Annotated in this window: 21 protein-coding genes; 11 read left to right on the top strand and 10 right to left on the bottom strand. The window is 64.4% G+C overall.

From position 1 onward, the window contains the following. Positions 1–19: 19 nt before the first annotated feature. The 3 genes from QMK22_RS06735 to QMK22_RS06745 all read right to left on the bottom strand — a co-directional run bounded on the left by QMK22_RS06735 (position 20) and on the right by QMK22_RS06745 (position 3,177). Entirely contained in the window at positions 20–739 is a 720-nt protein-coding gene (locus tag QMK22_RS06735; RefSeq protein WP_283496854.1) for an NUDIX hydrolase, read from the bottom strand. An 82-nt stretch (positions 740–821) separates the two neighbouring features. Continuing rightward, positions 822–1,625, bottom strand: a complete 804-nt coding sequence (locus tag QMK22_RS06740; RefSeq protein ID WP_283496855.1) for a polyprenol monophosphomannose synthase — start codon at positions 1,623–1,625, stop codon at positions 822–824. Between the two features lie 4 nt (positions 1,626–1,629). After that, on the bottom strand, positions 1,630–3,177 hold the full coding sequence (locus QMK22_RS06745) for a glycosyltransferase family 39 protein (RefSeq protein WP_283496856.1): 1,548 nt from the start codon (positions 3,175–3,177) through the stop codon (positions 1,630–1,632). A 117-nt stretch (positions 3,178–3,294) separates the two neighbouring features. On the opposite strand from QMK22_RS06745, the gene QMK22_RS06750 reads away from it, so the two are divergent. Next, positions 3,295–4,125, top strand: coding sequence for a carbon-nitrogen hydrolase family protein (locus QMK22_RS06750; protein WP_283496857.1), 831 nt, complete (start codon positions 3,295–3,297; stop codon positions 4,123–4,125). Positions 4,126–4,130: 5 nt separating this feature from the next. Here the strand turns inward: QMK22_RS06750 and QMK22_RS06755 are convergent, their stop codons facing one another. Both QMK22_RS06755 and QMK22_RS06760 read right to left on the bottom strand, forming a co-directional pair. Further along, positions 4,131–4,523, bottom strand: a complete 393-nt coding sequence (locus tag QMK22_RS06755) for a DUF7882 family protein (protein WP_283496858.1) — start codon at positions 4,521–4,523, stop codon at positions 4,131–4,133. 143 nt (positions 4,524–4,666) lie between these two features. Then, positions 4,667–5,680 (bottom strand): alpha/beta fold hydrolase, encoded by a 1,014-nt coding sequence (locus QMK22_RS06760; RefSeq protein ID WP_283496859.1) that lies wholly within the window; start codon positions 5,678–5,680, stop codon positions 4,667–4,669. 226 nt (positions 5,681–5,906) lie between these two features. On the opposite strand from QMK22_RS06760, the gene QMK22_RS06765 reads away from it, so the two are divergent. Further along, positions 5,907–6,980 (top strand): alkene reductase, encoded by a 1,074-nt coding sequence (locus QMK22_RS06765; protein WP_283496860.1) that lies wholly within the window; start codon positions 5,907–5,909, stop codon positions 6,978–6,980. Between the two features lie 43 nt (positions 6,981–7,023). Here QMK22_RS06765 and QMK22_RS06770 read toward each other — a convergent pair whose 3' ends face one another. Then, a complete protein-coding gene (locus QMK22_RS06770; protein WP_283497110.1) occupies positions 7,024–8,223 on the bottom strand; it encodes an aminotransferase class I/II-fold pyridoxal phosphate-dependent enzyme in 1,200 nt (399 codons plus the stop codon). A 145-nt stretch (positions 8,224–8,368) separates the two neighbouring features. On the opposite strand from QMK22_RS06770, the gene QMK22_RS06775 reads away from it, so the two are divergent. From QMK22_RS06775 to QMK22_RS06795, 5 genes are all read left to right on the top strand, one after another. Continuing rightward, complete coding sequence (locus tag QMK22_RS06775) at positions 8,369–10,180, top strand: trypsin-like peptidase domain-containing protein (RefSeq protein ID WP_283496861.1); 1,812 nt, start codon at positions 8,369–8,371, stop codon at positions 10,178–10,180. Between the two features lie 151 nt (positions 10,181–10,331). Continuing rightward, the gene (locus QMK22_RS06780; protein WP_283496862.1) at positions 10,332–11,375 is read left to right on the top strand and encodes a glycosyltransferase family 2 protein; all 1,044 of its coding nucleotides are present in this window, start codon (positions 10,332–10,334) and stop codon (positions 11,373–11,375) included. Positions 11,376–11,379: 4 nt separating this feature from the next. Continuing rightward, positions 11,380–12,204: a CDP-alcohol phosphatidyltransferase family protein gene (locus tag QMK22_RS06785; RefSeq protein ID WP_283496863.1), complete on the top strand. Its 825-nt coding sequence runs from the start codon at positions 11,380–11,382 to the stop codon at positions 12,202–12,204. Next, entirely contained in the window at positions 12,191–13,084 is an 894-nt protein-coding gene (locus QMK22_RS06790) for a glycosyltransferase family 2 protein (protein ID WP_283496864.1), read from the top strand. Before QMK22_RS06785 ends, QMK22_RS06790 begins: the two co-directional genes overlap by 14 nt. Before the next feature lie 29 nt (positions 13,085–13,113). Beyond that, entirely contained in the window at positions 13,114–14,391 is a 1,278-nt protein-coding gene (locus tag QMK22_RS06795) for a CDP-glycerol glycerophosphotransferase family protein (RefSeq protein WP_283496865.1), read from the top strand. On the opposite strand, the gene QMK22_RS06800 is transcribed toward QMK22_RS06795, so the two are convergent. After that, positions 14,386–15,321, bottom strand: coding sequence for a hypothetical protein (locus QMK22_RS06800; protein WP_502857221.1), 936 nt, complete (start codon positions 15,319–15,321; stop codon positions 14,386–14,388). The genes QMK22_RS06795 and QMK22_RS06800 overlap by 6 nt on opposite strands. Before the next feature lie 160 nt (positions 15,322–15,481). On the opposite strand from QMK22_RS06800, the gene QMK22_RS06805 reads away from it, so the two are divergent. Beyond that, on the top strand, positions 15,482–15,796 hold the full coding sequence (locus tag QMK22_RS06805; protein WP_283496866.1) for a helix-turn-helix domain-containing protein: 315 nt from the start codon (positions 15,482–15,484) through the stop codon (positions 15,794–15,796). Positions 15,797–15,834: 38 nt separating this feature from the next. On the opposite strand, the gene QMK22_RS06810 is transcribed toward QMK22_RS06805, so the two are convergent. The 3 genes from QMK22_RS06810 to QMK22_RS06820 all read right to left on the bottom strand — a co-directional run bounded on the left by QMK22_RS06810 (position 15,835) and on the right by QMK22_RS06820 (position 18,241). Then, positions 15,835–16,611 carry an ABC transporter ATP-binding protein gene (locus tag QMK22_RS06810; protein ID WP_283497112.1) on the bottom strand — a complete coding sequence of 259 codons (777 nt, stop codon included), beginning with the start codon at positions 16,609–16,611 and terminating at the stop codon, positions 15,835–15,837. An 8-nt stretch (positions 16,612–16,619) separates the two neighbouring features. Further along, positions 16,620–17,402 carry an ABC transporter permease gene (locus QMK22_RS06815; RefSeq protein ID WP_283497113.1) on the bottom strand — a complete coding sequence of 261 codons (783 nt, stop codon included), beginning with the start codon at positions 17,400–17,402 and terminating at the stop codon, positions 16,620–16,622. 146 nt (positions 17,403–17,548) lie between these two features. Beyond that, the gene (locus tag QMK22_RS06820) at positions 17,549–18,241 is read right to left on the bottom strand and encodes a phosphocholine cytidylyltransferase family protein (RefSeq protein WP_283496867.1); all 693 of its coding nucleotides are present in this window, start codon (positions 18,239–18,241) and stop codon (positions 17,549–17,551) included. Positions 18,242–19,128: 887 nt separating this feature from the next. On the opposite strand from QMK22_RS06820, the gene QMK22_RS06825 reads away from it, so the two are divergent. The 3 genes from QMK22_RS06825 to QMK22_RS06835 all read left to right on the top strand — a co-directional run bounded on the left by QMK22_RS06825 (position 19,129) and on the right by QMK22_RS06835 (position 21,931). Next, positions 19,129–20,022 (top strand): ABC transporter ATP-binding protein, encoded by an 894-nt coding sequence (locus QMK22_RS06825; RefSeq protein ID WP_283497114.1) that lies wholly within the window; start codon positions 19,129–19,131, stop codon positions 20,020–20,022. Continuing rightward, a complete protein-coding gene (locus tag QMK22_RS06830; RefSeq protein ID WP_283496868.1) occupies positions 19,998–21,572 on the top strand; it encodes a GumC domain-containing protein in 1,575 nt (524 codons plus the stop codon). The genes QMK22_RS06825 and QMK22_RS06830 overlap by 25 nt, the downstream gene beginning before the upstream one ends. 71 nt (positions 21,573–21,643) lie before the next feature. Continuing rightward, on the top strand, positions 21,644–21,931 hold the full coding sequence (locus tag QMK22_RS06835) for a DUF3039 domain-containing protein (protein WP_502857224.1): 288 nt from the start codon (positions 21,644–21,646) through the stop codon (positions 21,929–21,931).

Below are 21,931 nucleotides of genomic sequence, written 5' to 3' on the forward strand. Positions count from 1 at the left end.
GAACGTGGCAACCAGCCGGCTACATCGTCGGTCCCGGTGGATCGTGCTCGGCGGCCCGATCGTCGTAGCGGTAGAGTCGCGCCGGCCGATGCCGCGCCCCTGCCACATGCTGATCGGTGCTGATCAGGCTGCCCGATGACTCGATCGATCGTCGAAAATTGGCCGGATCGAGCGCCTTTTGCAATACGGCCTCGTGTACCTCCCGCAGCTGGGCCAGGGTGAACGTGTCGCCGAGAAAGGCGTGGGCAATGCGGGCGTATTCCACCTTCGTGCGCAGCCGCCAGAGGGCGTATTCCACGACGCTGTTATGGTCGAAAGCGAGTGGGGGCAGCTGGTCGGCGGCGAACCAACGCACGTTTTCGCCGACGGATGCCCGTTCCGCGACCTCGGATCGCACGAGTGCCCAGTAGACGACCGACACCACCCGCAGACCGGGGGAGCGATCGATATCGCCGAAGGTGTACAGCTGCTCCAGATAGCGCGGGGACAGGTCGGTCGTCTCGCGCAGCGTGCGGGCGGCGGCAGCGGCGAGTTCTTCGTCGGCCGGAAGCCAGCCCCCCGGCAACGCCCAGAGGCCGAGGTGCGGGTCGCGGGTGCGGCGCACGAGCGGCAACCACAGGGTCTTCAAGCCCGACTCGTCGTCGGGGCGCAAGGTGAAGATCACGGTAGACACGGCCAGGGTCGCCCGCACGGTGCTGCGTTCGAGCGGGCTCTGCTCGGTCAGGTTCTGTTCCAGCATGGGGATCCAGTCGTAAAGGTCTGTGTGACTTTAACTGCTGGAACCATCATATAGTCAAAACGACTCATATAGTCAAAATGACTCAAACTCGTGGCTGAGGCGACATCCGATCAGAATCAGGCTCCTGTGCGGCTGCGGCGGCAGCACGAGCACCGGCCCGGCTGATACCCATCCCGGTCAGGCCCCAGCGCGTGACCCTGGCCATCGCTTCCACGGCGATGCGCGGACTCATCTTGGATGACCCGCGGACCCGCTCGACAAAGGTGATCGGTACCTCGACAACGCGCAGGTTAGCGCGCACCGCGTGCAACAGCATCTCAATCTGAAAGCAATAGCCGAGGCTGTCCACGCTGGAAAGATCCATCCGCTCGAGGGCACGGGCCGAGTACACCCGGTAGCCGCCGGTGGCGTCACGTTGCGGCAGTCCCAGGAGCAGTCGGGAATAGAAGGATCCGCCACGGGAGAGCGCCCGCCGATGCCAGGGCCAATTTTCGATGGCCCCGCCCGGCACCCACCGTGACCCCATCACCACGTCGGCCGTGTCGGCCGCCGCCAGCAGGCTCGCGAGCTGTTCGGGCAGGTGTGAGCCATCGGCGTCGAGCTGCACGAGCTGGGTATAGCCGCGACTGAGGCCCCAACTGAAACCCTCGAGATAGGCCGCGCCGAGACCGGTCTTTTGCGTGCGGTGGAGCACGTGAACGCCGGGGTCCCGGTTGGCGATGGCGTCGGCGAGTGCGCCGGTGCCGTCGGGAGAGGAATCGTCGACGATCAGAACGTGCGCATCCGGCACGCTGGAACGGAGTCGACCCACGATCGAGCCGATGTTCTCTGCCTCGTTGTAGGTCGGCACAAGCACCAGGGTTGGGGTGGTGTTGAGATCGGGCACGGGGCTACCTCGTCATTTCAATGATCAGCGTGCGGTTCACCAGCGTCGTCTCGGCGACGTGAAACCCCTGGAGCGAAAGCGTGTGGACATCCGTTTCTCTTTGCGAATCTCCACTTCCCGAGTATTGCAGCAGCCAGATCCGGTTGAGGCCCGACACGGTCGGCAGCACGTCGGTCAGTGGTGCAACCTCGTCCCAAAGCCAGCCGGTATCGGCATACGACCGGGTCAGTGTCACGTCTTTCAAGCCGACGAATGCGTCGGGATACACGTGCATGGCCAGCCGCGGAATCCGGGAGGGGCGCACGCTCTGGTCGAACACGACGCCGTCGCCGGGGGTTGCCCGGCTGGCGATGATGTTCGCGGCCTGTCGCCAGTCGCTGCCATCGTTTTTACCGAAGTCGCCGCGCTGCACCGCGTAGGGGGGCACAGTCACGGCGATCAGCGCGATGATGATCGCGGCCCTCATCCAGTGGTTGGCCAGCGCCGCCACGCCCACCGCCATCACCACGCCTACCGCGGGGGCGCACAGCGAGAGGTAACGCAGCGAATACATCGGTGTGACCACGTGGGTGCCCACCAGCAGAATGGCGCTGGGAATAACCATCCAGGCCAGAAATATTGTCAATCCTCCGCGATCGGGCAGGACCGCAGATCGATGAGTGCCCGAGCGGCGACTGAACACCGCGATGACGGCCACCAGGATGAGCGCCCACGCCAGAATCGCCACCGGTACGGTGTCGAACCATTGCAGCACCGCCGCCTCAGATACGGTGACCTGCGGCCGTCGACCGATGAATGCGATCTGCTCCCGCTGTGCCACCCCGGCCAGAAATATGGGCACAGCCAGCACCAGGCCGAGCATGCTCGCGGCCAGCCAGATCACCGCCGTGCGCCAGAACGGATGCCGGCGCGACAGTACCAGCACGGCGACCGCGTGCACGGGGAGCAGGAGGGCGAGATAGAGAAAAACGTAGATTCCGATGGCCAGCAGAACCGCATACCCCAGCCAGAGAGCGACCTGCCGGCGCCGCCCGGCCGTGCGGCTGTGCACGGCGCGCACGAGCATAACCGTCAGCCAGACCGCGATGGCCGTTGCCATCGCGGTTGATCTCGCCTCAGCGCCCATGTAGGTGACGCGGGGCAAAATTGCAAACAGCAGTCCACCGATGACTGCGACCCACGGCGCGACAAAGGTGCGAGCCAGAACCACCGTGCCGGCTGCCGCTATGCCGATGGCGATGGCGCTCGGCGCGCGTGTGGAGATTTCCGAGGCTCCGAACACATCAATCCAGCCATGCAGGAAGAGGTAATACAGCCCGTGTACCGCGTCGACGTTGTCGAGCATGCGAAACAACGACGGAAGCGACCGTTCGGCGGACATGATGCTCGCCGCCTCATCACCCCAGTACGACGGCTGCCAGGACCAGGCAAACGACACTAGGAATGCTGCGATACCGACGAAAACGGCCGACCACCCGGCGGTGATGCCGGCAAAGAGGCGTCGAGGAACCGTGCGCAAGGCCGCGGGGTTCGGTGCGAGGTCTATGGTCACCTCGACAACTTACCCAGTGAACGTTAACGAAAGCCCTCGATAGACCCCGAGTTTGCTGCAAACACCAATCCCTTCCGCCGTCGGTGTCGGCACGTTCGGGCCAGCTAGGCTTCTGCCATGGTTCCAGTTGCACAGCCAGACCAAGCCCCCGCGGTTGGCGTTGCCGTCGCCCAGTTCGCACCGGGTCCCGATCGGGCACGCAACCGTGCCGTGCTGCGACAGCTCGCGACTACTGCGGCCAGTCGCGGAGCGCACCTGGTGGTTTTTCCCGAGTATTCCGCGTTCTTCGAACCGAAGCTCGGCCCCGCATTCGTGGCCGCGGCCGAACCTCTTGACGGCGAGTTCGTCACTGCGCTCGCCGCGCTCGCCACCGAGCTGGGCATCCACATTGTCGCGGGAATGCTGGAAACGACCAGCGACCCGGATCGGTTCTCGAACACCCTCGTCGCCGTCGATCCGTCCGGAGACCTCGTGGCGACTTATCGCAAGCTGCATCTCTACGACGCGTTCGGTGATCGGGAATCGGAATGGGTCCTTCCGGGGGCCATCGACGAACCCGAGATCTTTGACGTCGGCGGCCTGCGGGTCGGTCTGCAGACCTGCTACGACATCCGCTTTCCGGAGATTACCCGCCGCCTCGTCGATGCCGGCGCCACCCTGGTACTCGTGCCGGCGGAGTGGGTGCGTGGCCCGCTCAAGGAACAGCACTGGCGCACCCTGCTCACCGCTCGCGCACTGGAAAACACCGTTTTTGTGGCCGCCGCCGACCAGACTCCGCCGATCGGCGTCGGAACCAGCCTGATTATCGACCCGATGGGTGTCCCGCTGGCCAGCCTCGGTGAGGCAGCGGATGTCGCGGTCGCGTTTCTCGCACCCACCCGCGTCACCGCGGTGCGCGCGATCAACCCGGCCCTCGCGCTACGCCGCTTCGCGGTTGTCCCGCGCTGAGTTGATCAGCGTTCGGTGACGCTGGCCTTGGTCGCGCGGGTCTGGGCGGCGGCCCGAATACCGATCGCCGGCTCCACCTTGGGCGGCAGATTGGCATCGACAGCAGCGCTCTCTTCCGCCGTGACAACGAGGCCCTGCGAGCTGTTGGCCGAGCGGGTGAGCTGGGCGACCCAGTTCGGGTTGATGGTCGGTGCGTGGCCGCCAGCGAACTTGAAGTACAGCGGAATCGACGGGTGTAGCCAGGCTGAGCTGCGTCCATCGCCGACCACAGCGGCATCACGCCAGGACAGCAGAAAACTCTCGCCGCGGCGCAATTTCTGAATGATCACCAGCTGCAGGTGCGCCAGCATCCGGTCATCGAATTCGACGACGACACGATCGTAAGTAAGAGAACCCATGATTGCCACTTCCGTTTCATTGCAATCGGTCGCGCTGAGTGAAAACACTGAGGCCGGAACGAATGAAAGCGAAGCATGCACTTTGGCGTGGAACCGGGTACTGCTACCCACTGTCCTCTGTTGGGGGGACAAACACAAGGATTTTAGAAAGTATCCAGCTGGGGCGTGTGCGCTGTGTTCGCACCGGGCACGGCGACGTTGAGTCGGAGTAGCACCTCGAGGGGACGTTCGATCTGACCAAAGTGCCCGGCTCCAGCGATCGTACTGATGACACAGTGCGGCACGACGACGCGTAGACGCTCGTCGTCGTCTACCGCGACGAACACGTCGGCGTCGCCGTGCACCGAGCGCACCGGACAGCTGATCTGCGCCCAGCGCGTGGCCGCATCGTATCCGCCGGCCAGGGCGGCAGCCAGAACAAAACCGGCCGGGCGCACCTCGGTGCCGAGCGCGTCAACCACGCTGGCATCGATGGCATCGGGCTGACTGAAGAGCGGAGCGACGAGGGCTCGTAACAACCCGCGGCCCGCGACGGCCCGCACCAGGGCGCGGCCGAGGGAGCCGGTAAGCCGCAGCATCCGCATCGTGATGAGGAGGGCGGTGAAGGCCGGCAGAGTCGAAAAGTGACGAATCGGGTGACGAACACTGTCCGGAATCGAAAAAGACGTTGCGGAGACCAGACCCACGGATGCGGTGGCGCGCGTTTCGCTCGCAGCCAACTGCAACGCGATGAACCCGCCCATGGAATGGCCCACGACGTTCCAACGCTCGTAGCCGAGGGACCGGGCCAGTTCCGCGATGAGCTCGGCCATCGACTCGACGCTGGCCGCAGACTCGTCAGCGACTACCGGGGAGTCACCCCACCCCGGTAGGTCGGGAATGATGAGATCGTTCAGGTCGTGGTCGGTCGCCTCGGCGGCCTGCAGCAGGGGCGTCCAGGTGGTCCACGACCCGGCGGCGCCGTGCAGCAGTATGGTCGCGGTATCACTCGTGCTGCGGCGACCGTGCCGCACGACAACGGTTCCGCCCCTCAGACGCATGGTGCTCGTGGTCAGGCCGAAGCGCCGGGCCTCGGCGTTGAGCGCAAACGGGCTGTAGTCCGGCAGGGTCGCCGGTGCCGGCCTGGACGGTGGCGCCAGGGTGGGGGTGTGGCTCACGGGTCGCTCCAGCTGGATGCTCATGCTGGTAGTTCGGCGCCGCCGTTCCAGCGGATTGCCCGGGCCCAGGAGGTGGAGTCGCCGGCAACGCGCAGCAGATTAACAGGAAGGAATATCGCGCGGCTGCGGCCCGTTGCCGCCTCTGTACGGCACCGAACGTGTCGATGCCGTTCCCCCGAACGTGTCCGGCCTCAGTGGCCGGCTAATTTTTGAGAAAGAAGTGCGCGTGAATCTCTTTTCCCCGCTGAACCTGGGCGACCTTGAACTGCCCAACCGCCTCGTGATGGCACCGCTGACCCGCATCCGCTCTGGTCAGTCCGGCGTTCCCGGCGAACTCGTTGCCCGGTATTACACCCAGCGCGCTTCGCTCGGCCTGATCGTGAGCGAAGGCACCTACCCGAGCCACGCCGGCCAGGGCTTCCCCGGCCAGCCCGGACTCGTCGAGCCGGCGCAGCTTGCCGGGTGGAAGGCCGTCACCGACTCGGTGCACGCCGCCGGTGGCCGCATCGTGGCCCAGATCATGCATGCCGGTCGGGTCACCCACGAGGCCACCAACGGTGGGTTCCCCGTCGTGGCACCGAGCGCGATCGCCATCAACGGCACCACGCGCACCTACGACGGCAAACAGGACTACCCCGTGCCGCACGCGCTGACCACCGACGAACTTTCTGAAATCGTTGCCGAGTTCGTGCAGGCATCGAAAAACGCCATCGAGGCCGGGTTCGACGGCGTCGAATTGCACAGCGCCAACGGCTACCTGCTGCACGAGTTCCTGTCGCCCGCCTCCAACGTGCGCGACGATGCCTTCGGTGGTTCCCCGCAACAGCGTGCACGCTTCGTCATCGATGTGGTGACCGCGGTTGCCCTCGCGATCGGCGCCGACCGGGTCGGCCTGCGCATCTCACCCGAGCACAACATTCAGGACGCCCTCGAAACGGATGCCGCCGACCTCGCGGCCACCTATGGGGCCCTCGTCGACGGGATAGCCCCGCTCGGCCTGGCCTACCTGAGCGTGCTGCACGCCGACCCGCGTGGCGAATTCGTGCAGAATCTGCGCGCCGGCTTCGGTGGAGTCTTTCTCGTCAACAGCGGATTCGGCGCCGTCACAGCGCGCGACGAGGCACTCGGCCTCGTGCGTGACGACGTTGCCGATGCCGTCGTCGTCGGTCGTGCGGCCATCGCCAACCCCGACCTGGTGCGCCGCTGGCGCGAAGACCTGCCGGTGAACGAGCCCAATCCGCTCACCTACTACGGCGAAGGCGCCGAGGGCTATACCGATTATCCCGCCCTGGCTTCCTAGAACCCCGCTACCCCGCGTTGTTTCCCCGGGATGTGGTGGGGATTCAGCGGGGGGAGAGGGCGGCGAGCCGACGGGAGGCCTGCTGGAGCAAGGACTCTTTTTTGCAGTAGGCGAAGCGGAGGAGCGGCGCGTACTCGGCCCGGTAGCTGGGGGAGCAGAACGCCGCGATCGGTACCGCAACGACACCGGCCAGCTCCGGCAGGCGGCGACAGAGCTCGGCGCCGTCCAAGAAACCGAGCGGTGTGGCATCAGCCACGATGAAATACGAGCCCTGCGGCACACTGATCGCAAAGCCGGCCGTGCGCAGCCCCGTGGCCAGCACATCCCGCTTGCCCTGCATCTCCGAGGCGATTGACGCAAAGTAGGAATCGGGCAGGTCGAGTCCGACGGCAATAGCCGGTTGAAACGGTGCAGCATTCACGTAGGTGAGAAACTGCTTGACCGCGAGGATCGCCGTGACGATCCGGGCCGGCGCGCTGAGCCAGCCCACCTTCCAACCGGTGAGGCTGAAAGTCTTGCCGGCGGACGAGATCGTTACCGTGCGCTCCCACGCCCCTGGCAGCGTCGAAATCGGAATGTGCGGCGTTCCAAAGGTGAGGTGCTCATAGACCTCGTCGGTAACGATGATCGCGTCGTGCCGGTGCGCGAGCTCCACGATCAACTCGAGGGTTTGCCGGGGAAAGACGGCGCCGGTGGGATTGTGCGGGTCGTTCACGATAATCATCCGGGTGCGGTCGCTAACGACGGCCCGAAGCGCGTCCAGATCGGGTTGAAAATCGGGGGCGCGCAGCGGCACGGTGCGATGGATGCCTCCGCCGAGGCCGATGAGTGCGCCGTAGGCATCGTAAAACGGCTCAAAGGTGACGACCTCATCTCCGGGCTCGATCAGGGCCAAAACGGTCGCTGCGAGCGCCTCAGTCGCTCCGGCCGTGACCAGAATCTCGCTGCCCGGGTCAACGGCCAGGCCGTAGAAGCGCTGCTGGTGCCGGGCGATCGCCTCCAGCAGAACCGGCTGGCCGCGGCCCGGCGGGTACTGGTTGACCCCGTCGCTGATGGCCTGTCGAGCCGCTTCCAGCACGACGGCTGGCCCGTCTTCATCCGGAAAGCCCTGGCCGAGGTTGATGGCGCCGGTGCGCGCCGCGAGTGCGCTCATCTCGGCGAAGATACTCGCTGCCACGCTGCCGTCGGCGGCCAGGAGACCGGCGCCCTGGGCCGCGCGTCGCCAGGCGCCGGAAATGGTCATCGACTGTTCGGCATTCGTAGAGTCCTGCATCCTTCAAAACTACGACATCGGCAACGTCTCGGCTTGATCATTGAATGCTCTCAGTGTGTACATATCGAACATTCAGGTTTGAGCGCAAAGCTGGCAACGCTTGGAAGGAGCACCCATGACTGACAACACCAATGATTCCGGTAGCACTCCCGAACCGGTCGATGATGCCGCACCGATCGCCGTGAACGAGTCCGGTGAAGCCTCTACCCCCGCATTTCCGGCCAACCAGCCGGCACCCATGCACGCTCCGCCCGCTCCGCCCTCCGATGAGCAGCAGGCGGATTCCCAGCAAGCGGATTCCCAGACAGCCGATTCCCAGCCGGTCACCACCGCGCCCGCCGACACGAACCCGGTCACTACCCACCGCGCGACCACCAGTTCTGCGGTCACCCATTCAGCCACCGGCAATTCTCCCGACACGAACGCGGCCGACGCAGAAGCTACCGTTCCCGTCGGGAACGCACCGACGACGCCGGAAGTATTCGCCGCTGACCGGGCCCAGGCCCAAGTCCAGGCCGGCCACGATCAAACAGCCGCCTACCCGACGGATGCCTACCCCAGGGACGCCTTCGGCCGCCCGCTCGACGGCGCCGTCGGTCCCCACGGGGCAGCCGGGCAGCCGAACATCGCGCCGAACGTCGTACCGCGGGCTTACGCCACGGCGGATGCCTACCCTGGGCAGCCGTTCGCCGGCGCGAAGCCGCGCACGCCCGGTCGCCGCACGGGTTCCGTCACCCTGATTGCCGCGCTGGCCATTGGCGCCCTGATCGGCGGATCGTCCGGTGCCGGCATTACCGCGCTCATGATGAACGGCCAGAACAACGGCGTACCGGTCAGCCAGGCTGCCGGACCGAGCAATGTCGTGGTCAACAACACCAAGAGCGTCAACGAAATCACCGCGGTCGCTGCTAAAGCGTCACCGAGCGTCGTGACCATCGACGTCGCGAGCAGCTCGTCGGGCGGAACCGGCTCCGGAGTGATCCTCTCTGAAGACGGCTACGTGCTCACGAACACCCACGTCGTCACTCTCGATGGCGCAGCCTCCGATGTTAAAATCGAGGTCAAAAGCAACGACGGCAAGCTCTACACCGCCACTCTCGTTGGCACCGACCCCATTTCCGACCTCGCCGTGATCAAGCTGACCGACGCAAGCGGTCTCACCCCAATGGTGTGGGGCGATTCGTCTGAGCTGAATGTCGGCGACAGCGCCATCGCCATCGGCGCTCCGCTCGGCCTGTCCGGCACGGTAACCGACGGCATCGTCAGCGCTCTCAATCGCAGCATTACCGTCGCGAGTTCGGCCGCCCCGACCTCGCCCGACACGACAACGCCCGACGAGGGACAGGGTCAGAACCCGTTCTTCTTCGACTTCCCCAACCAGGACGGCACGCAGTCGCAGGGTAGTCAATCCGCCACCTCGAGCATCGCTCTTCCGGTGATTCAAACGGATGCCGCCATCAACCCCGGCAACTCCGGTGGTGCCCTGCTCAACGCCAGTGGTGAACTCATCGGCATCAACGTGGCGATCGCCAGTGCCGGCAGCACCACGTCATCCTCGGTCGCGGGCAGCATCGGCGTTGGATTCTCCATTCCGTCTAATTTCGCCAAGCGCATCTCCGACGAGATCATCGCGAATGGAACGGCCACCCACGGTCTGCTCGGCGCGAGCGTGAAGGATGCCTCCAGCTCGACCAGTAGCACCGTCGGTGCCCTGATCAGCGACGTCACCACCGGCGGCGCCGCCGAAAAGGCCGGTTTGGCCGCCGACGACGTCATCACCAACTTCAACGGTGTGCCGATCACGGATGCAATCGACCTCACCGCCCAGGTGCGCGTGCTCCCGGCCGGTGGAACCGCCGACGTCACCTACGTGCGCGACGGTAAGTCGATCACCGTCTCGGTCACGGTCGGGGAGCTCTCCAGCTAACCGCTCGCTCCTTCCACACAATCGCGTCGCCGGTTCCCCGGCGGCGCGATTGTGTGTATTCAGCGTCTCCAGGAAATGAGCGGCGCTCGTCCAATTCGCGGGCTGGTAGGCTCGGTCGTCCTACCCAACTACCGGAAAGCTGGCCAGCCAGGTGCACCAACGTGGTGACGGATTTCTTCCCGGGGTGTCGTATGTGATGCCCGTGCTCAATGAGGCGACGCACGTGCGAGCCGCTGTCGAGAGCCTGCTGGCTCAGGACTATCAGGGGGCGTTCGAGGTTACCCTCGCGCTCGGTCCGAGCATCGACGGCACGACCGAACTCGTCGAAGAAATGGCCGCTGTTGACTCCCGCATCCGGGTCGTGCCCAATGACGTCGGGTCGACACCGGCCGGACTGAATATCGCGATTCGCGCCTCCCAATACGACGTTGTCATTCGCGTCGACGCACACTCGGTACTCCCGCCCGACTATGCCCGGATCGCGGTCGAGACACTTGAGCGCACGGGCGCCGACAACGTCGGCGGCATTATGGATGCTCGCGGTATCAGCGCCTTTGAGCGGGCCGTGGCCCGTGCCTACGGCACCCGCATCGGCCTCGGCGGCACTCCACACCATGTGGGTGGGGCAGAAGGCGCCGCCGAAACGGTCTACCTGGGCTGTTTTCGCACCAAGAGCATCCTCAAGGTCGGACTGTTCGACGAGGGCGTCAAACGCGGCCAGGACTGGGACCTGAACCGTCGCCTTCGGGAAGCCGGAAGTTTGGTCTGGTTCACCCCAAAACTGCGCGTGCTCTACCGGCCTCGAGCCACCATGGCGCAGCTGGCACGACAAATGCTGTCCACCGGGCTCTGGCGCGGCGAGTTGGCCAGGCGCTATCCGGCGGCGAACGGCATCCGCTATTTCGTGCCACCGGCCATGGTGCTCGTTGTAGCCCTGGGATTGCTCCTCGGTATCGGTGGTCTCGTGCAGCTGGCCGTGGGGGCCGCGCCGTGGCTTCTGCTGGGCTTTATCGCGCCCGCCGGGTACCTCCTCATCGTGATGGCCGCGACCATTGCGGTGGCCCGGCCGGACGGATTTCGTGCATCCCTGCACTTTCTCGTAGTCTTGCCCTGCATTCACTTCTGCTGGGGGGTCGGGTTTGTGCTCGGTTTTCTTAAGCTCACCAGCAACATCACGGCACACACTGGAAGGTGAGCAGATGACCAGTTCGCCGAATTCCGCACACCCCCGCCCGGCTCGACCCGAGTCAATCGCTCAGCTGCGCGCGGTGGCGCAGCCCCCCGAAGTGCGGCTGCGCGCCAACGCCGAGCACTGGACGGCGAGCCTGTACCTGCGCGACCTGTCGCCGTACCTCACTTGGATGCTGCTGAAGACCCGCATCTCCGCCAACGGTGTGACCGCGCTCATGATTCTGGCCGGTTGGTCGACCGCTGCCGCCCTGCTGATTCCCGGCATTTGGGGCGCTCTGTTCGCGCTCGCGCTCAGCCAGGTCCAGATGCTCATTGACTGTTCCGACGGCGAGGTGGCACGTTGGCGTGGCACCTCCTCGCCGGCCGGGGTCTTCCTGGACAAGGTCGGGCACTATTCCACCGAATCGCTCATCCCCATTGCCCTGGGGTTTCGGGCGTCGGCGGCCCCATTCGAGTCGCCGGAGGACTTTTTGTGGACCAGCCTGGCGCTGATGCTCGCCTTGATCATCGTGTTGAACAAGGCGCTCAACGATATGGTGCATGTGGCCCGGGCCAATGCCGGGCTTAATCGTCTGGCCGACACCCACGGTGAAAAAACACCGACCTCGAGTCTGATCGCCCGGGTGCGTCGCCTCGCCCGCTTCGTGCCGTTTCACCGCATCTACCATTCGGTGGAGCTCACCATGGTGATCTTCGCCGCGGCCGTCCTGGGGCTGTTTTTGGGACAGCCGCTCGTGGACCGGGCCGTGCTCATCGTTCTGGTGCCGCTCGCGTTTTTGTCTCTCATCGGTCATTTCGTGGCCATTATGGCTTCCAAGCGTGTCCGCTCCTGAAATTTCCGCCGGCACTCCGACGGTCGGTGTGGTGGTGCTCACCCAGGGCACCCGGCCCCGGGACCTCGACCGGGGGATCCGGTCGGTGCTGGCACAACAGGGCATGGCACTCGACGTCGTGTGCGTGGGCAACGGCTGGCAGCCGACCGGTTTGCCCGACGGGGTGCGGTCGCTCGGGCTGCCGGAGAATTTGGGCATTCCGGCCGGGCGCAACCGTGGGGTGGCCCTCGTCACCGGCGAATATCTGTTCTTCCTCGACGATGACGCGAGCATTCCCGACTCGCATTTTCTCCGCGACGCGATTGCGAAACTGCGCGCTGACCCGACCATCGGCATGCTCCAGCCGCGGGTTGAGGATCCGACGGGTGTGGAATCACCTACGCGGTGGATTCCCCGGATCCGCAAGGGTGAGGCCACCTCACCCGGTCCGGTGTTCTCGGTTTGGGAGGGCGCTGTTCTGCTTCCTCGGGATGTATTCGACGCGACCGGTGGATGGGCGGAACCATTCTTTTACGCTCACGAAGGCATTGAACTGGCCTGGCGAGTCTGGGACCAGGGGAGAATCGCGTGGTACGCCGGCGATCTTGTGGCCAATCATCCGGTTATTTCGCCCACCCGGCACGCCGACTACTACCGATTGAACGCCCGTAACCGGGTGTGGCTGGCTCGTCGTAACCTGCCGGCCCTGTTGGTGCCGCTCTACGTGGGTTCCTGGACGCTGATTCAGGTTCTGCGCTGGGGTCCGCGCAACCGGTCTGCCCTGCGCGCCTGGTTTGGCGGCTGGCGCGAAGGGTGGCGCAGCGATCCGGGGCCGCGGCATCCGCTTCGAGCGCACACAATCTGGCGGATGACTCTGGCCGGGCGTCCGCCGATCATCTGATCGGTGTGGCGTGCGGGTAGTCTTGTCCGGTGGTTATTCGGACAGACGTCAGGCGTGCAGTCAAACTGGTCAGGGACGTTGTCGCTTCCCGCAAAGCCCAACACCGGCTGCGCGGCCCGCTGAAGCTGCGGGAGCCGCGCGCAGACAACCACTTCAAGATCGCCGTTTATTTCGCCGACGGCCCGGTCAACATGTATCAGATGCGCCAGTGGTATCAGCCCCTGGCCACGCTCGCCAAGACCTGGCCGGTACTCGTGCTCAGCCGTACCGGCGGTGGCACCCTGAAGCTCATGGACGAATCGCCGGTTCCCGTGGCCTACGCGCGCACGGTACCGCAATTGGAGCGGATCGTCGCCGAGCAGGACATCCGCATCGTGTTTTACGTCAACCAGAACCCGCGCAACTTTCAGATGATGCGCTACGGGCGCTGCTGGCACGTTTTCATCAACCACGGTGAGAGCGACAAGATGTATATGATCACCAACCAGTTCAAGGCCTACGACTACTCGCTCGTGGCCGGTGACGCGGCGCTGGCTCGACTCGACCGCGTGCTCTGGGACTACGATTTCGACAAGCGAGCCATCAAGATCGGGCGCCCGCAGGCCGACTACTTCAGCGGAGAGCTGCCGTACACGCCCGATGACCGCCAGGTCGTGCTCTATGCACCGACCTGGGAGGGCGACCGGGCCGGCGCCGCCTACGGTTCCATCGCCACCCACGGGGTGGCACTCGTCACGGCCCTGCTCGCCACCGGCAGCCACCGTGTCATTTATCGACCGCACCCGCGTAGTGGAGTCGTCGATCATCACTACGCGGCGGCCAATAAGACGATTATCGCGGCGATCGCGGCGGCGAATGCCCGGGACGAGCGCGCGCAGCACATCTATGACCATGGTCCCAACCTGGGCTGGCAACTGGCGGCAGCCGATGTTGCCATCGTCGATATCTCCGCCATGGTTTACGACCGGCTTGCCACCGGGAGGCCGCTCATCATCACCCGTCCGCTGAACCCGGCGGCCGTCATCGACGCGAGCGGGTATCTCTCCGACTGCGAGTGGCTCTCCGCCGAGCAGGCTGCATCCGTCGTGAACGTCGTCGAACGAATCACCCACGACGACGCGGCGGTTGAGCGTCTGCAGGTCTGGGTGCAGCGATACTTCGGGGACACCACCCAGGGCGTGGCCACCCAGCGTCTGCACGATGCCGTGCAGCACCTCATGGACGAGTGGGACCGGTTCGCGGCCGTGCACGATGCGGACATCACGATGGTGCCCGATCCGGCAGCAAACCCGCCGGTTGACCTATAGCGGTTGATCCTGAGGTTGATCCTGAGGTTGATCGGGCGTTTGATCCTGAGCGTGGTCCGGCGGGGGAGCAGGTAGGGACTTTCGTCCGCGTGGTACCCGCACGGCTCTTTGCCGGGGTGCCTTGTCGCGCACCGTCTTTTCTCGAATCGGCTTTTCGCGAACCGGCTTTTCTCGAATCGTGATTTCCCGCGCTCTCGGGTCGAGATCGGGCTGAAAACCCGCGGGCGCCGGACCGAATGCGAGGCGGGAGGCGTGCATGACCTTGCTGCCCAGAATGCGGTTTCCGGCACCGCCGATGACCGCGCCGATTCCGAACGGCAGGGCTTTGCCGATCAGGCTGGCACTCCCGCGGGTCGCGAATTGGCGCAGGAAGGCACTCTTGAGTCGGTCGGTGAGCGGGCCGAGAATCGCCCGTGGGAGGCTATTGGTGATGAGCTCACCCCAGTAGGTCGTGCGGGCTGTTCCCGAACCGGTGACCTGACCGGCGAGCTGCCGCACCAGATCGCTGCCCTCCCGGCCCAGCATCATGGTCATGACGAGGGCCCGGGCCCGGTCCGGGTCTTCCACGGCAATTCCATGAACCTCGCTGATCGACTGTGTGAACAGCGCCGTGGCTTCCAGGAATCCGGCGGTCTCCACGCCGGACAGCGCCAGGGTGATACCGGTGCCGACGCCGGGGATGACCGCGGTAGCGCCCACAGCGGCACCGCCGGTCGTGACCGCCGCGAGGTAGCGATTTTCCAGAATCCGCACGATCTGTTCGGGGGAGGCGTAGGGGTTGCGCCGACGGATGCTGCGAATATGCGCGAGAACGACGGGGCGGTGAACGGCCAGAACCCGATCGAATCCCCGGACGAATCCGGTCGGCAAGGCACCGCCCTGCGGGGTGCCGCCGGTCGACGACAGCATCGGTGGGCTTTTTCGTGGCATGTCTCGCCTTCCTCGCGTGGGTCTGGCCAAGTTTACGCGGTGCACCGGAGAGCACGCCCAGCCGCAGGCCCACACGCCGGCCCCGACGTGCGCAAGAAACTAACTTTCGTCAAATGTCCACCCGCTAGTCAAGATTGCGCTGTGCCACTACAACTAAAGAATGCGTGAGCCCAAATCAGAAGCGTCCCGACTGCTCGGCATCCGTTTGCGGGAGCGCCGTCTGGCGCTCGGGTTCAATCAGGAGTCCGTCGCATTGCTCGCCGGACTCAACGTGTCGAATTATGCCCGGATCGACCGGGGTCATGGCAACCCGACGATGTACACCCTCATTCGGTTGGCGGCGGTGCTGCAACTTGAAGTGAGCGAACTGATGATCGGTCTCGACGTAGCGCAACTACCGCCCACGCACGACGCCTACATCGCCATAGAATTTCAGCGATCGCAGGATTCGATGGCCAATCGACGGGTCGGCTAGTTCGTCTCGGTCGTCTCGGACGACTCGGCTCGGCTCGGTCAGGTCGCTGGTTTGACGCCGTAGTCGCTGTTGTACCGAGCCAGCACCTCGGTGATTGGTGCGTCGAGCACCAGATCGCCCTTGTCGAGGTAGAGACCACGGCTGCAGAAGCGCCGCAGGTCGCGTTCGTTGTGCGAAACGATGAACAGGGTGCGTCCGCCGGCCAGAAGCTCTTCGATGCGGCGATAGCACTTCTCCCGAAATGCCTTGTCGCCCACGGCCAGAACCTCGTCGACCAGCAGAATCGGTTCCTCGAGCCTGGAGATGACAGCGAAAGCGATCCGAACCTTCATGCCGCTCGACAGATGCTTGTAGGGCGTATCAATGAAGTCGGCAATCTCAGCGAATTCAATGATCTCGTCAAACCGTTCGGCGACCTGTTTGCGCGTCATACCGTGCAGACCTGCCGTCAGATAGACGTTGTCGCGCACGCTGAGATCGTCGACAAACCCGCCGGTGATCTCAATCAGGGGAGCAACGCCCTCGGTGACGTGCACCGCGCCCTCATCGGGCAGGACCACTCCGGTGACCAGCTTGAGCAGGGTGGACTTGCCCTGACCGTTGCGGCCAACGACGCCGATCGCTTCACCCGGTTGCACGGTGAAGCTCACGTGCTGCAATGCCCAGAATTCGCCCGGCCGGCTGCGCCTTTTTCTGGCACCGAAGAGGTCCTTGAAATTGCGACGACCACGCCGATTCCTGCGAAAGCGGATGCCGACATCCTGCAGCGAAATCACCGGCAGAGCTACCGCTAATTCTGTGCGCGACTCCTTCACGGGGACCACTAGATCTCCTTCAGAACGGCGCGCTCGGTGCGACGAAAGACCAGGAGCCCCAGCCCGAGAAAGACGAGGGACATGACCAGACTGATGATGACCCCGAACCAATCGAGTTGGTCGGGAAAGAACGCCGACCGATAGAGGCTGAAAATTCCGTTCAACGGGTTGAAAGCGGCCCAGAAGTGCAGTTCAGGGGGCAGATCGGTGGTGCCGTAGATGATGGGGGAGGCGTAGAACAAAAACCGCAGAATGAGCTTAACCGCCCGCTCAAGATCGCGGAAAAACACGACGAGCGGGGCGACGATCAGTCCGATGCCCACCGTCAGGATCGCCTGAATAATGATGGCCAGTGGAAACAGCACCGCGTTGGCGTTGAGCTCGGCACCGAACACGATCGCGAACAGCACGAGTACGGGAATCGAGGCGAGAAACTCGATCCCTTTCGACAGCACCAGACGGTTTACCCAAATCGTGCGCGGAATGCGGGTGGAGCGAATGAGTTTGGCCTCGCGCAGAAACGCCCGGGTGCAATCCGAGATCGCACCGTTGAACCACATCCAGGGCAACAGAGCAACGAGGAGAAAGACAATGTACGGTTCGTTGCCGACTCCGCGGTCGAGTACCTGGGTGAAGACGAACCAGTAGATACCGGCCATCACGAGGGGATCGAGGATGGACCAGAAGTAGCCGAGGAGAGACGTTGAGTAACGCACCCGCAGGTCACGCTGCGTCAGCAGCCAGAGGGAATGCCGATAGCGCGCGATCGGTGTGCGCTGCTCGGGGCGCATCTGGGCGTAACTACTCACGCGGTCTATCGTATGGGAGCACGGAGAGTCTTCCGCGCCAGTGGGCTATTTGCGCCCCGCGGGAGACGACGAAACCCCCACGCCGTAGCGCGGGGGTCGGGTCTGCGGCTTTCGCCTCGATGAAGTGGTTAGACGAACAGGTTGGCGCGCTCGAGGTCTTCGGCGAAGTCCACCTCGACGGCGTAGAAGTCCGAAATGTTCACCGGCTCCACGAGCATGCGGTTGTGTTCGATGGCCAGCTCAATGCCACGCTCGAAGTAATCCTGGTCCGCCACCTTGCTCAGCTGGCGGATGAGGGTTGCCTTGTCGGCGCTGGAAACGTAGTTGATGCCGACAGCCTCGCCGAGGCCGCCCTTGACCGTCTTGGACAGTTCCTTGATGTAGCCTTCAGCGCTGGTCGTGTACTTGACCTCTTCATCGGACACCTTGTCGGTGTTCACGGTGACGAAGGACTGGTCGCGGGCCATCATGGCGGCGGCGCGGTCGAGAATGGCCGGGTCGAAGACCACGTCGCCGTTCATCCACAGCACTCCGCCGGACTTCGAGGCCTGCAGCGCACGCAGCAAGCTCTTCGAGGTGTTGGTCTGGTCGTACTCTTCGTTGTAGACGAAGGATGCTTGCGGGAATGCTTCGATGATGTGCTCGAGCTTGTACCCCACGACGATCGTCACCTTGGCGGCCTTGCCGAAAGCGTGTGCGATGTTGTCGAACTGCTGCTGCATGATCGTGCGGCCGTCGTTCAGCTCAGTGAGCGGCTTCGGCAGCGAGCGCCCGAGACGGCTGCCCATACCGGCCGCCAGAATGACTACTTGCGTCGTCACGATTATCTCCTCAAGAATGGTTGGGGCTAGACCTGAAAACCCCGTCAGTACTGAAGAGTTTGCCTAGGATTCACCCACATGTTCACGTAAAGACACACCGTTATGTCAATCTCACCATAACCTGTTCGGCCGTTCGGAGGGTAGAAACCTCTCAGCACGTGTCCATTTCGTGACCCGTCGTGGAGCGTACTCACAGGTTGAATGTGTCGTTGCGAGCGCTTCAGCGCCCCCGCGTCAGTGGTAGTTGGTAGGTTAGCTGAGTGACTTTTGTACCGCCCCGCCCCGACCCCGATGACGAGTCTGTCGCGGACCGTTCCGCCGAAAATGAGGCACCGATCGCTGCTCCTGCGGCAGCCAGCAAGCCGGTTGCCAGCAAGCCGGCAGCGCGCAAGCCCGCCGTTCGGAAGCCCGCCGGTTCGAAGCCCGCGGGTTCGAAGCTCGCCGGTTCTGATTCGGTCGCCGCCAAGCCGGCCGCTCGCAAACCAGCTGTGCGCAAGCCCGCCGCTAGCAAGCCCGCCGCTAGCAAGCCGGCCGCGCCAGCGCCGACCGATGCTGCAGCGACCGATGCTGTACCTACTAATGCTGTATCGACCGATGCTGTATCGACGGATGCTGCCCGTACTCCTACCGCCGGCGGCAAGCCGGCCGTGAATAAGCTGGCCGTGAATAAACCCGCCGCCCGCAAACCTGCCGTGCGTAAGCCTGCTGTGCGCAAGCCGGCAACACCGAAGACCTCGTCCGCCGCCGCGCCCACCCCGGCCAAGACGCTCGCCCAGAAAGCAACCGACGAAACCACGCGGCCCTATGCGACCCGCGATGCACTGGTCCCGGCCGCATCGCAGTCACCGGACGTGACTAACGAGCCGAACCTGACAGGCCAGCCGGGCATGACGAACGAGACGGCAGGCCCAACGTCCTCCGACGCTGCGGCGCAGACCGAAGCGACAACCGATGCGAAGACTGCCACAGCGGTGCCGACTACAGCGGCGCCCCAGCCCGTGTTAGAGCCCGCTGTTCTGGCGCCGATCGTCATCGAAGCACGGGGCCTGGTCAAACGTTTCGGCCATAACATCGCTGTCTCCAATCTTGACCTCACTGTGCGGGCCGGTTCGTTCTACGGCATCGTCGGACCGAACGGGGCCGGAAAGACCACGACCCTGTCCATGATCACCGGTCTGCTGCGCCCGGCCGCCGGAACCGTGCGGGTGCACGACATCGACGTCTGGGCCCGACCGAACGAGGCCAAACGCCAGATGGGAGTGCTGCCTGACCGCCTTCGCCTGTTCGACCGTTTGACCGGCGCCCAACTGCTCTACTACGCGGGTACGCTGCGCGGACTCGATAACGACACCGTTCGCAGTCGATCGGCCGACCTCGCCTCGGCGTTCGGCCTTGAGGACGCCCTCAATCGTCTCGTCGCGGACTACTCCGCCGGTATGACGAAGAAGATCGCCCTCGCCTGTGCCATGATTCATTCCCCACGGCTTCTCGTGCTCGACGAGCCGTTCGAATCGGTCGACCCGGTGTCTGCGGTCAATGTGACAGAAATCTTGCAGAAGTACGTGGCTGCCGGTGGAACCGTTGTGCTCTCCAGTCACGGTATGGACCTGATCCAGCGTGTCTGCGATCACGTTGCCATCATCGTGCAGGGCCGAGTGTTGGCAGCGGGAACCATCGCCGAGGTTCGCGGCCAGAAGACATTGGAAGATCGATTCGTTGAGCTCGCTGGCGGGCGCAAGGTCGCGGAGGGCATGGAGTGGTTGCACAATTTTTCGGACTGAAACTCCGTCTGCTGGCCAATCTGTTTCGTCGTAGCCCCTGGCAGATCGTTGGCCTTGTCATCGGTCTGCTCTATGGACTCGGCGTCGCGGTGGCACTGCTCACCGCCCTGATCGCCCTGCGTTTTGTTGGCGACCCCGCACTGATCCGTGATTTGCTCACGGTGGCCGGATCGGTCGTGGTACTGGGCTTTTTGATAGTTCCGATCGTGGTCGGAATCGACGACAGCATGGATCCGCGCAAGTTTGCGTTCCTGGGCATTCCCAATCGCTCACTCTCGCTCGGTCTGGCCGGTTCGGCACTAATCGGTATCCCGGCCGCCACTCTGACCATCGTGCTCCTCGGCACGGTTTTCACCTGGTCACGCGGCCTCGGTGAGACGCTGCTCGCACTGGTGTCGGCCGTGCTCATACTGGCAACGTGCATTCTGCTATCCAGGGTCAGCGCATCACTGGCAGCTTTTCTGCTCTCCACCCGACGCTCCCGGGAATTCACCGGGCTGATCGGTGTCGTTCTGCTGGTGTTGATTTCTCCGCTGGTCGTGGTGCTGCTCAGCACGGATTGGGGTCGCCACGGGCGAACCCTGCTGGGCACTCTCGCCGCGATTCTCGGCTGGACGCCGCTCGGCGCTGCCTGGGCGGTTCCCGGGGATGCCTCGACCGGCGCGTGGGGCGCCGCTATTCTCAAATTGCTCATTGCCGCGGCGTCGGCCTACGCGCTCTGGCTCAGCTGGCAGCTCGTGGTCGCCCGCATGCTGGTGTCGCCCGGCCGTGAAGCCGCGGCGAAGCAGTATTCGGGGCTGGGCTGGTTCGACCGGCTGCCGCACAGCTCGGTCGGCGCGATCGCCGCCCGCACCCTCACCTATTGGGCGCGAGACTCGCGGTACTGGGTATCGCTCATCATGATTCCGATTGTTCCGATCGTCGCGATCCTGCCGCTGAGCATCGCCGGCGTGCCGCTGGCCTACCTGGCGCTTATTCCCGTGCCGCTCATGTGCCTGTTCCTCGGGTGGACGATGCACAATGATGTCGCCTACGACAGCACGGCGATCTGGCTGCACGTGGCGTCGGGAACGCGCGGATTTCCCGACCGCATCGGCCGACTCATTCCCTCGCTCCTCATCGGCATTCCGCTGATCGGAATCGGCTCGGCCATCAGCGTGGGTGCCTATGGCGACTGGGCGGTGCTTCCGTCCATGTTGGGCGTGAGCACGTGCATCTTCCTGGCCGGGCTGGGCTTTTCGAGCTATACGTCCGCGCGGTTTCCGTACCCCGTGGCAAAACCCGGCGACAGCCCCTTCGCGCAACCGCAGGCGTCCGATACCGCCGCCGCCATCGTACAGTCGCTCACCTTCACCGGGTCGATCATCGTGGCACTTCCCGCGCTTATCTTCGCCTACCTCGGTATCTTTGAGGATCCGGCGTGGCATATGCGTGCCCTCACCGTCGGCCTCAGCCTCGGCGTGATCGCCGTGGCCCTGGGACTCTGGCGTGGCGCGCGAAGCTACAATCGGCGCGGACCCGAGATGCTCGCATCCGCTCTGCGCGCGTAATCCCGGCTCCGAGCCGACCCGTGCAGATGCGATCCCGTGCCGGGACGCGACCTGGTGCTTAGAATGGTGGCATGACTGAATTCATGCGTGCGAGCACAATAGAACCCGCCCAGCCTGGCGGCGGAACGTCCACGCTCGACCGTGAGCTCGAAGAACTCCTCAACCAGGAGCAGATCGAGCCCGGCGACCACGAACGGTTCTCACACTACGTACCCAAAGACAAAATTCTCGAGTCGGCCATCTCCGGTAAGCCGGTCAAGGCGCTGTGCGGCAAAAAGTGGCTGCCGGGTCGCGATCCGGAGAAATTCCCGGTGTGCCCGACCTGCAAAGCCATTTACGAAAAGATGAAGTCGAAGTAG

This window comes from Cryobacterium sp. PH29-G1 (genome assembly GCF_030063365.1).
GTDB lineage: Bacteria > Actinomycetota > Actinomycetes > Actinomycetales > Microbacteriaceae > Cryobacterium.

Excerpts from the sequence above, each read along its gene's own strand:
- QMK22_RS06770 (WP_283497110.1), bottom strand. The coding sequence starts at position 8,223 with ATGACCATTTCCGGCGCCTGGCGACGCGCGGCCCAGGGCGCCGGTCTC.
- QMK22_RS06755 (WP_283496858.1), bottom strand. The coding sequence starts at position 4,523 with ATGGGTTCTCTTACTTACGATCGTGTCGTCGTCGAATTCGATGACCGG.
- QMK22_RS06800 (WP_502857221.1), bottom strand. The coding sequence starts at position 15,321 with ATGCCACGAAAAAGCCCACCGATGCTGTCGTCGACCGGCGGCACCCCG.
- QMK22_RS06805 (WP_283496866.1), top strand. The coding sequence starts at position 15,482 with ATGCGTGAGCCCAAATCAGAAGCGTCCCGACTGCTCGGCATCCGTTTG.
- QMK22_RS06815 (WP_283497113.1), bottom strand. The coding sequence starts at position 17,402 with ATGCGCCCCGAGCAGCGCACACCGATCGCGCGCTATCGGCATTCCCTC.
- QMK22_RS06750 (WP_283496857.1), top strand. The coding sequence starts at position 3,295 with ATGGTTCCAGTTGCACAGCCAGACCAAGCCCCCGCGGTTGGCGTTGCC.
- QMK22_RS06735 (WP_283496854.1), bottom strand. The coding sequence starts at position 739 with ATGCTGGAACAGAACCTGACCGAGCAGAGCCCGCTCGAACGCAGCACC.
- QMK22_RS06835 (WP_502857224.1), top strand. The coding sequence starts at position 21,644 with ATGACTGAATTCATGCGTGCGAGCACAATAGAACCCGCCCAGCCTGGC.
- QMK22_RS06785 (WP_283496863.1), top strand. The coding sequence starts at position 11,380 with ATGACCAGTTCGCCGAATTCCGCACACCCCCGCCCGGCTCGACCCGAG.
- QMK22_RS06825 (WP_283497114.1), top strand. The coding sequence starts at position 19,129 with ATGACGAACGAGACGGCAGGCCCAACGTCCTCCGACGCTGCGGCGCAG.
- QMK22_RS06775 (WP_283496861.1), top strand. The coding sequence starts at position 8,369 with ATGACTGACAACACCAATGATTCCGGTAGCACTCCCGAACCGGTCGAT.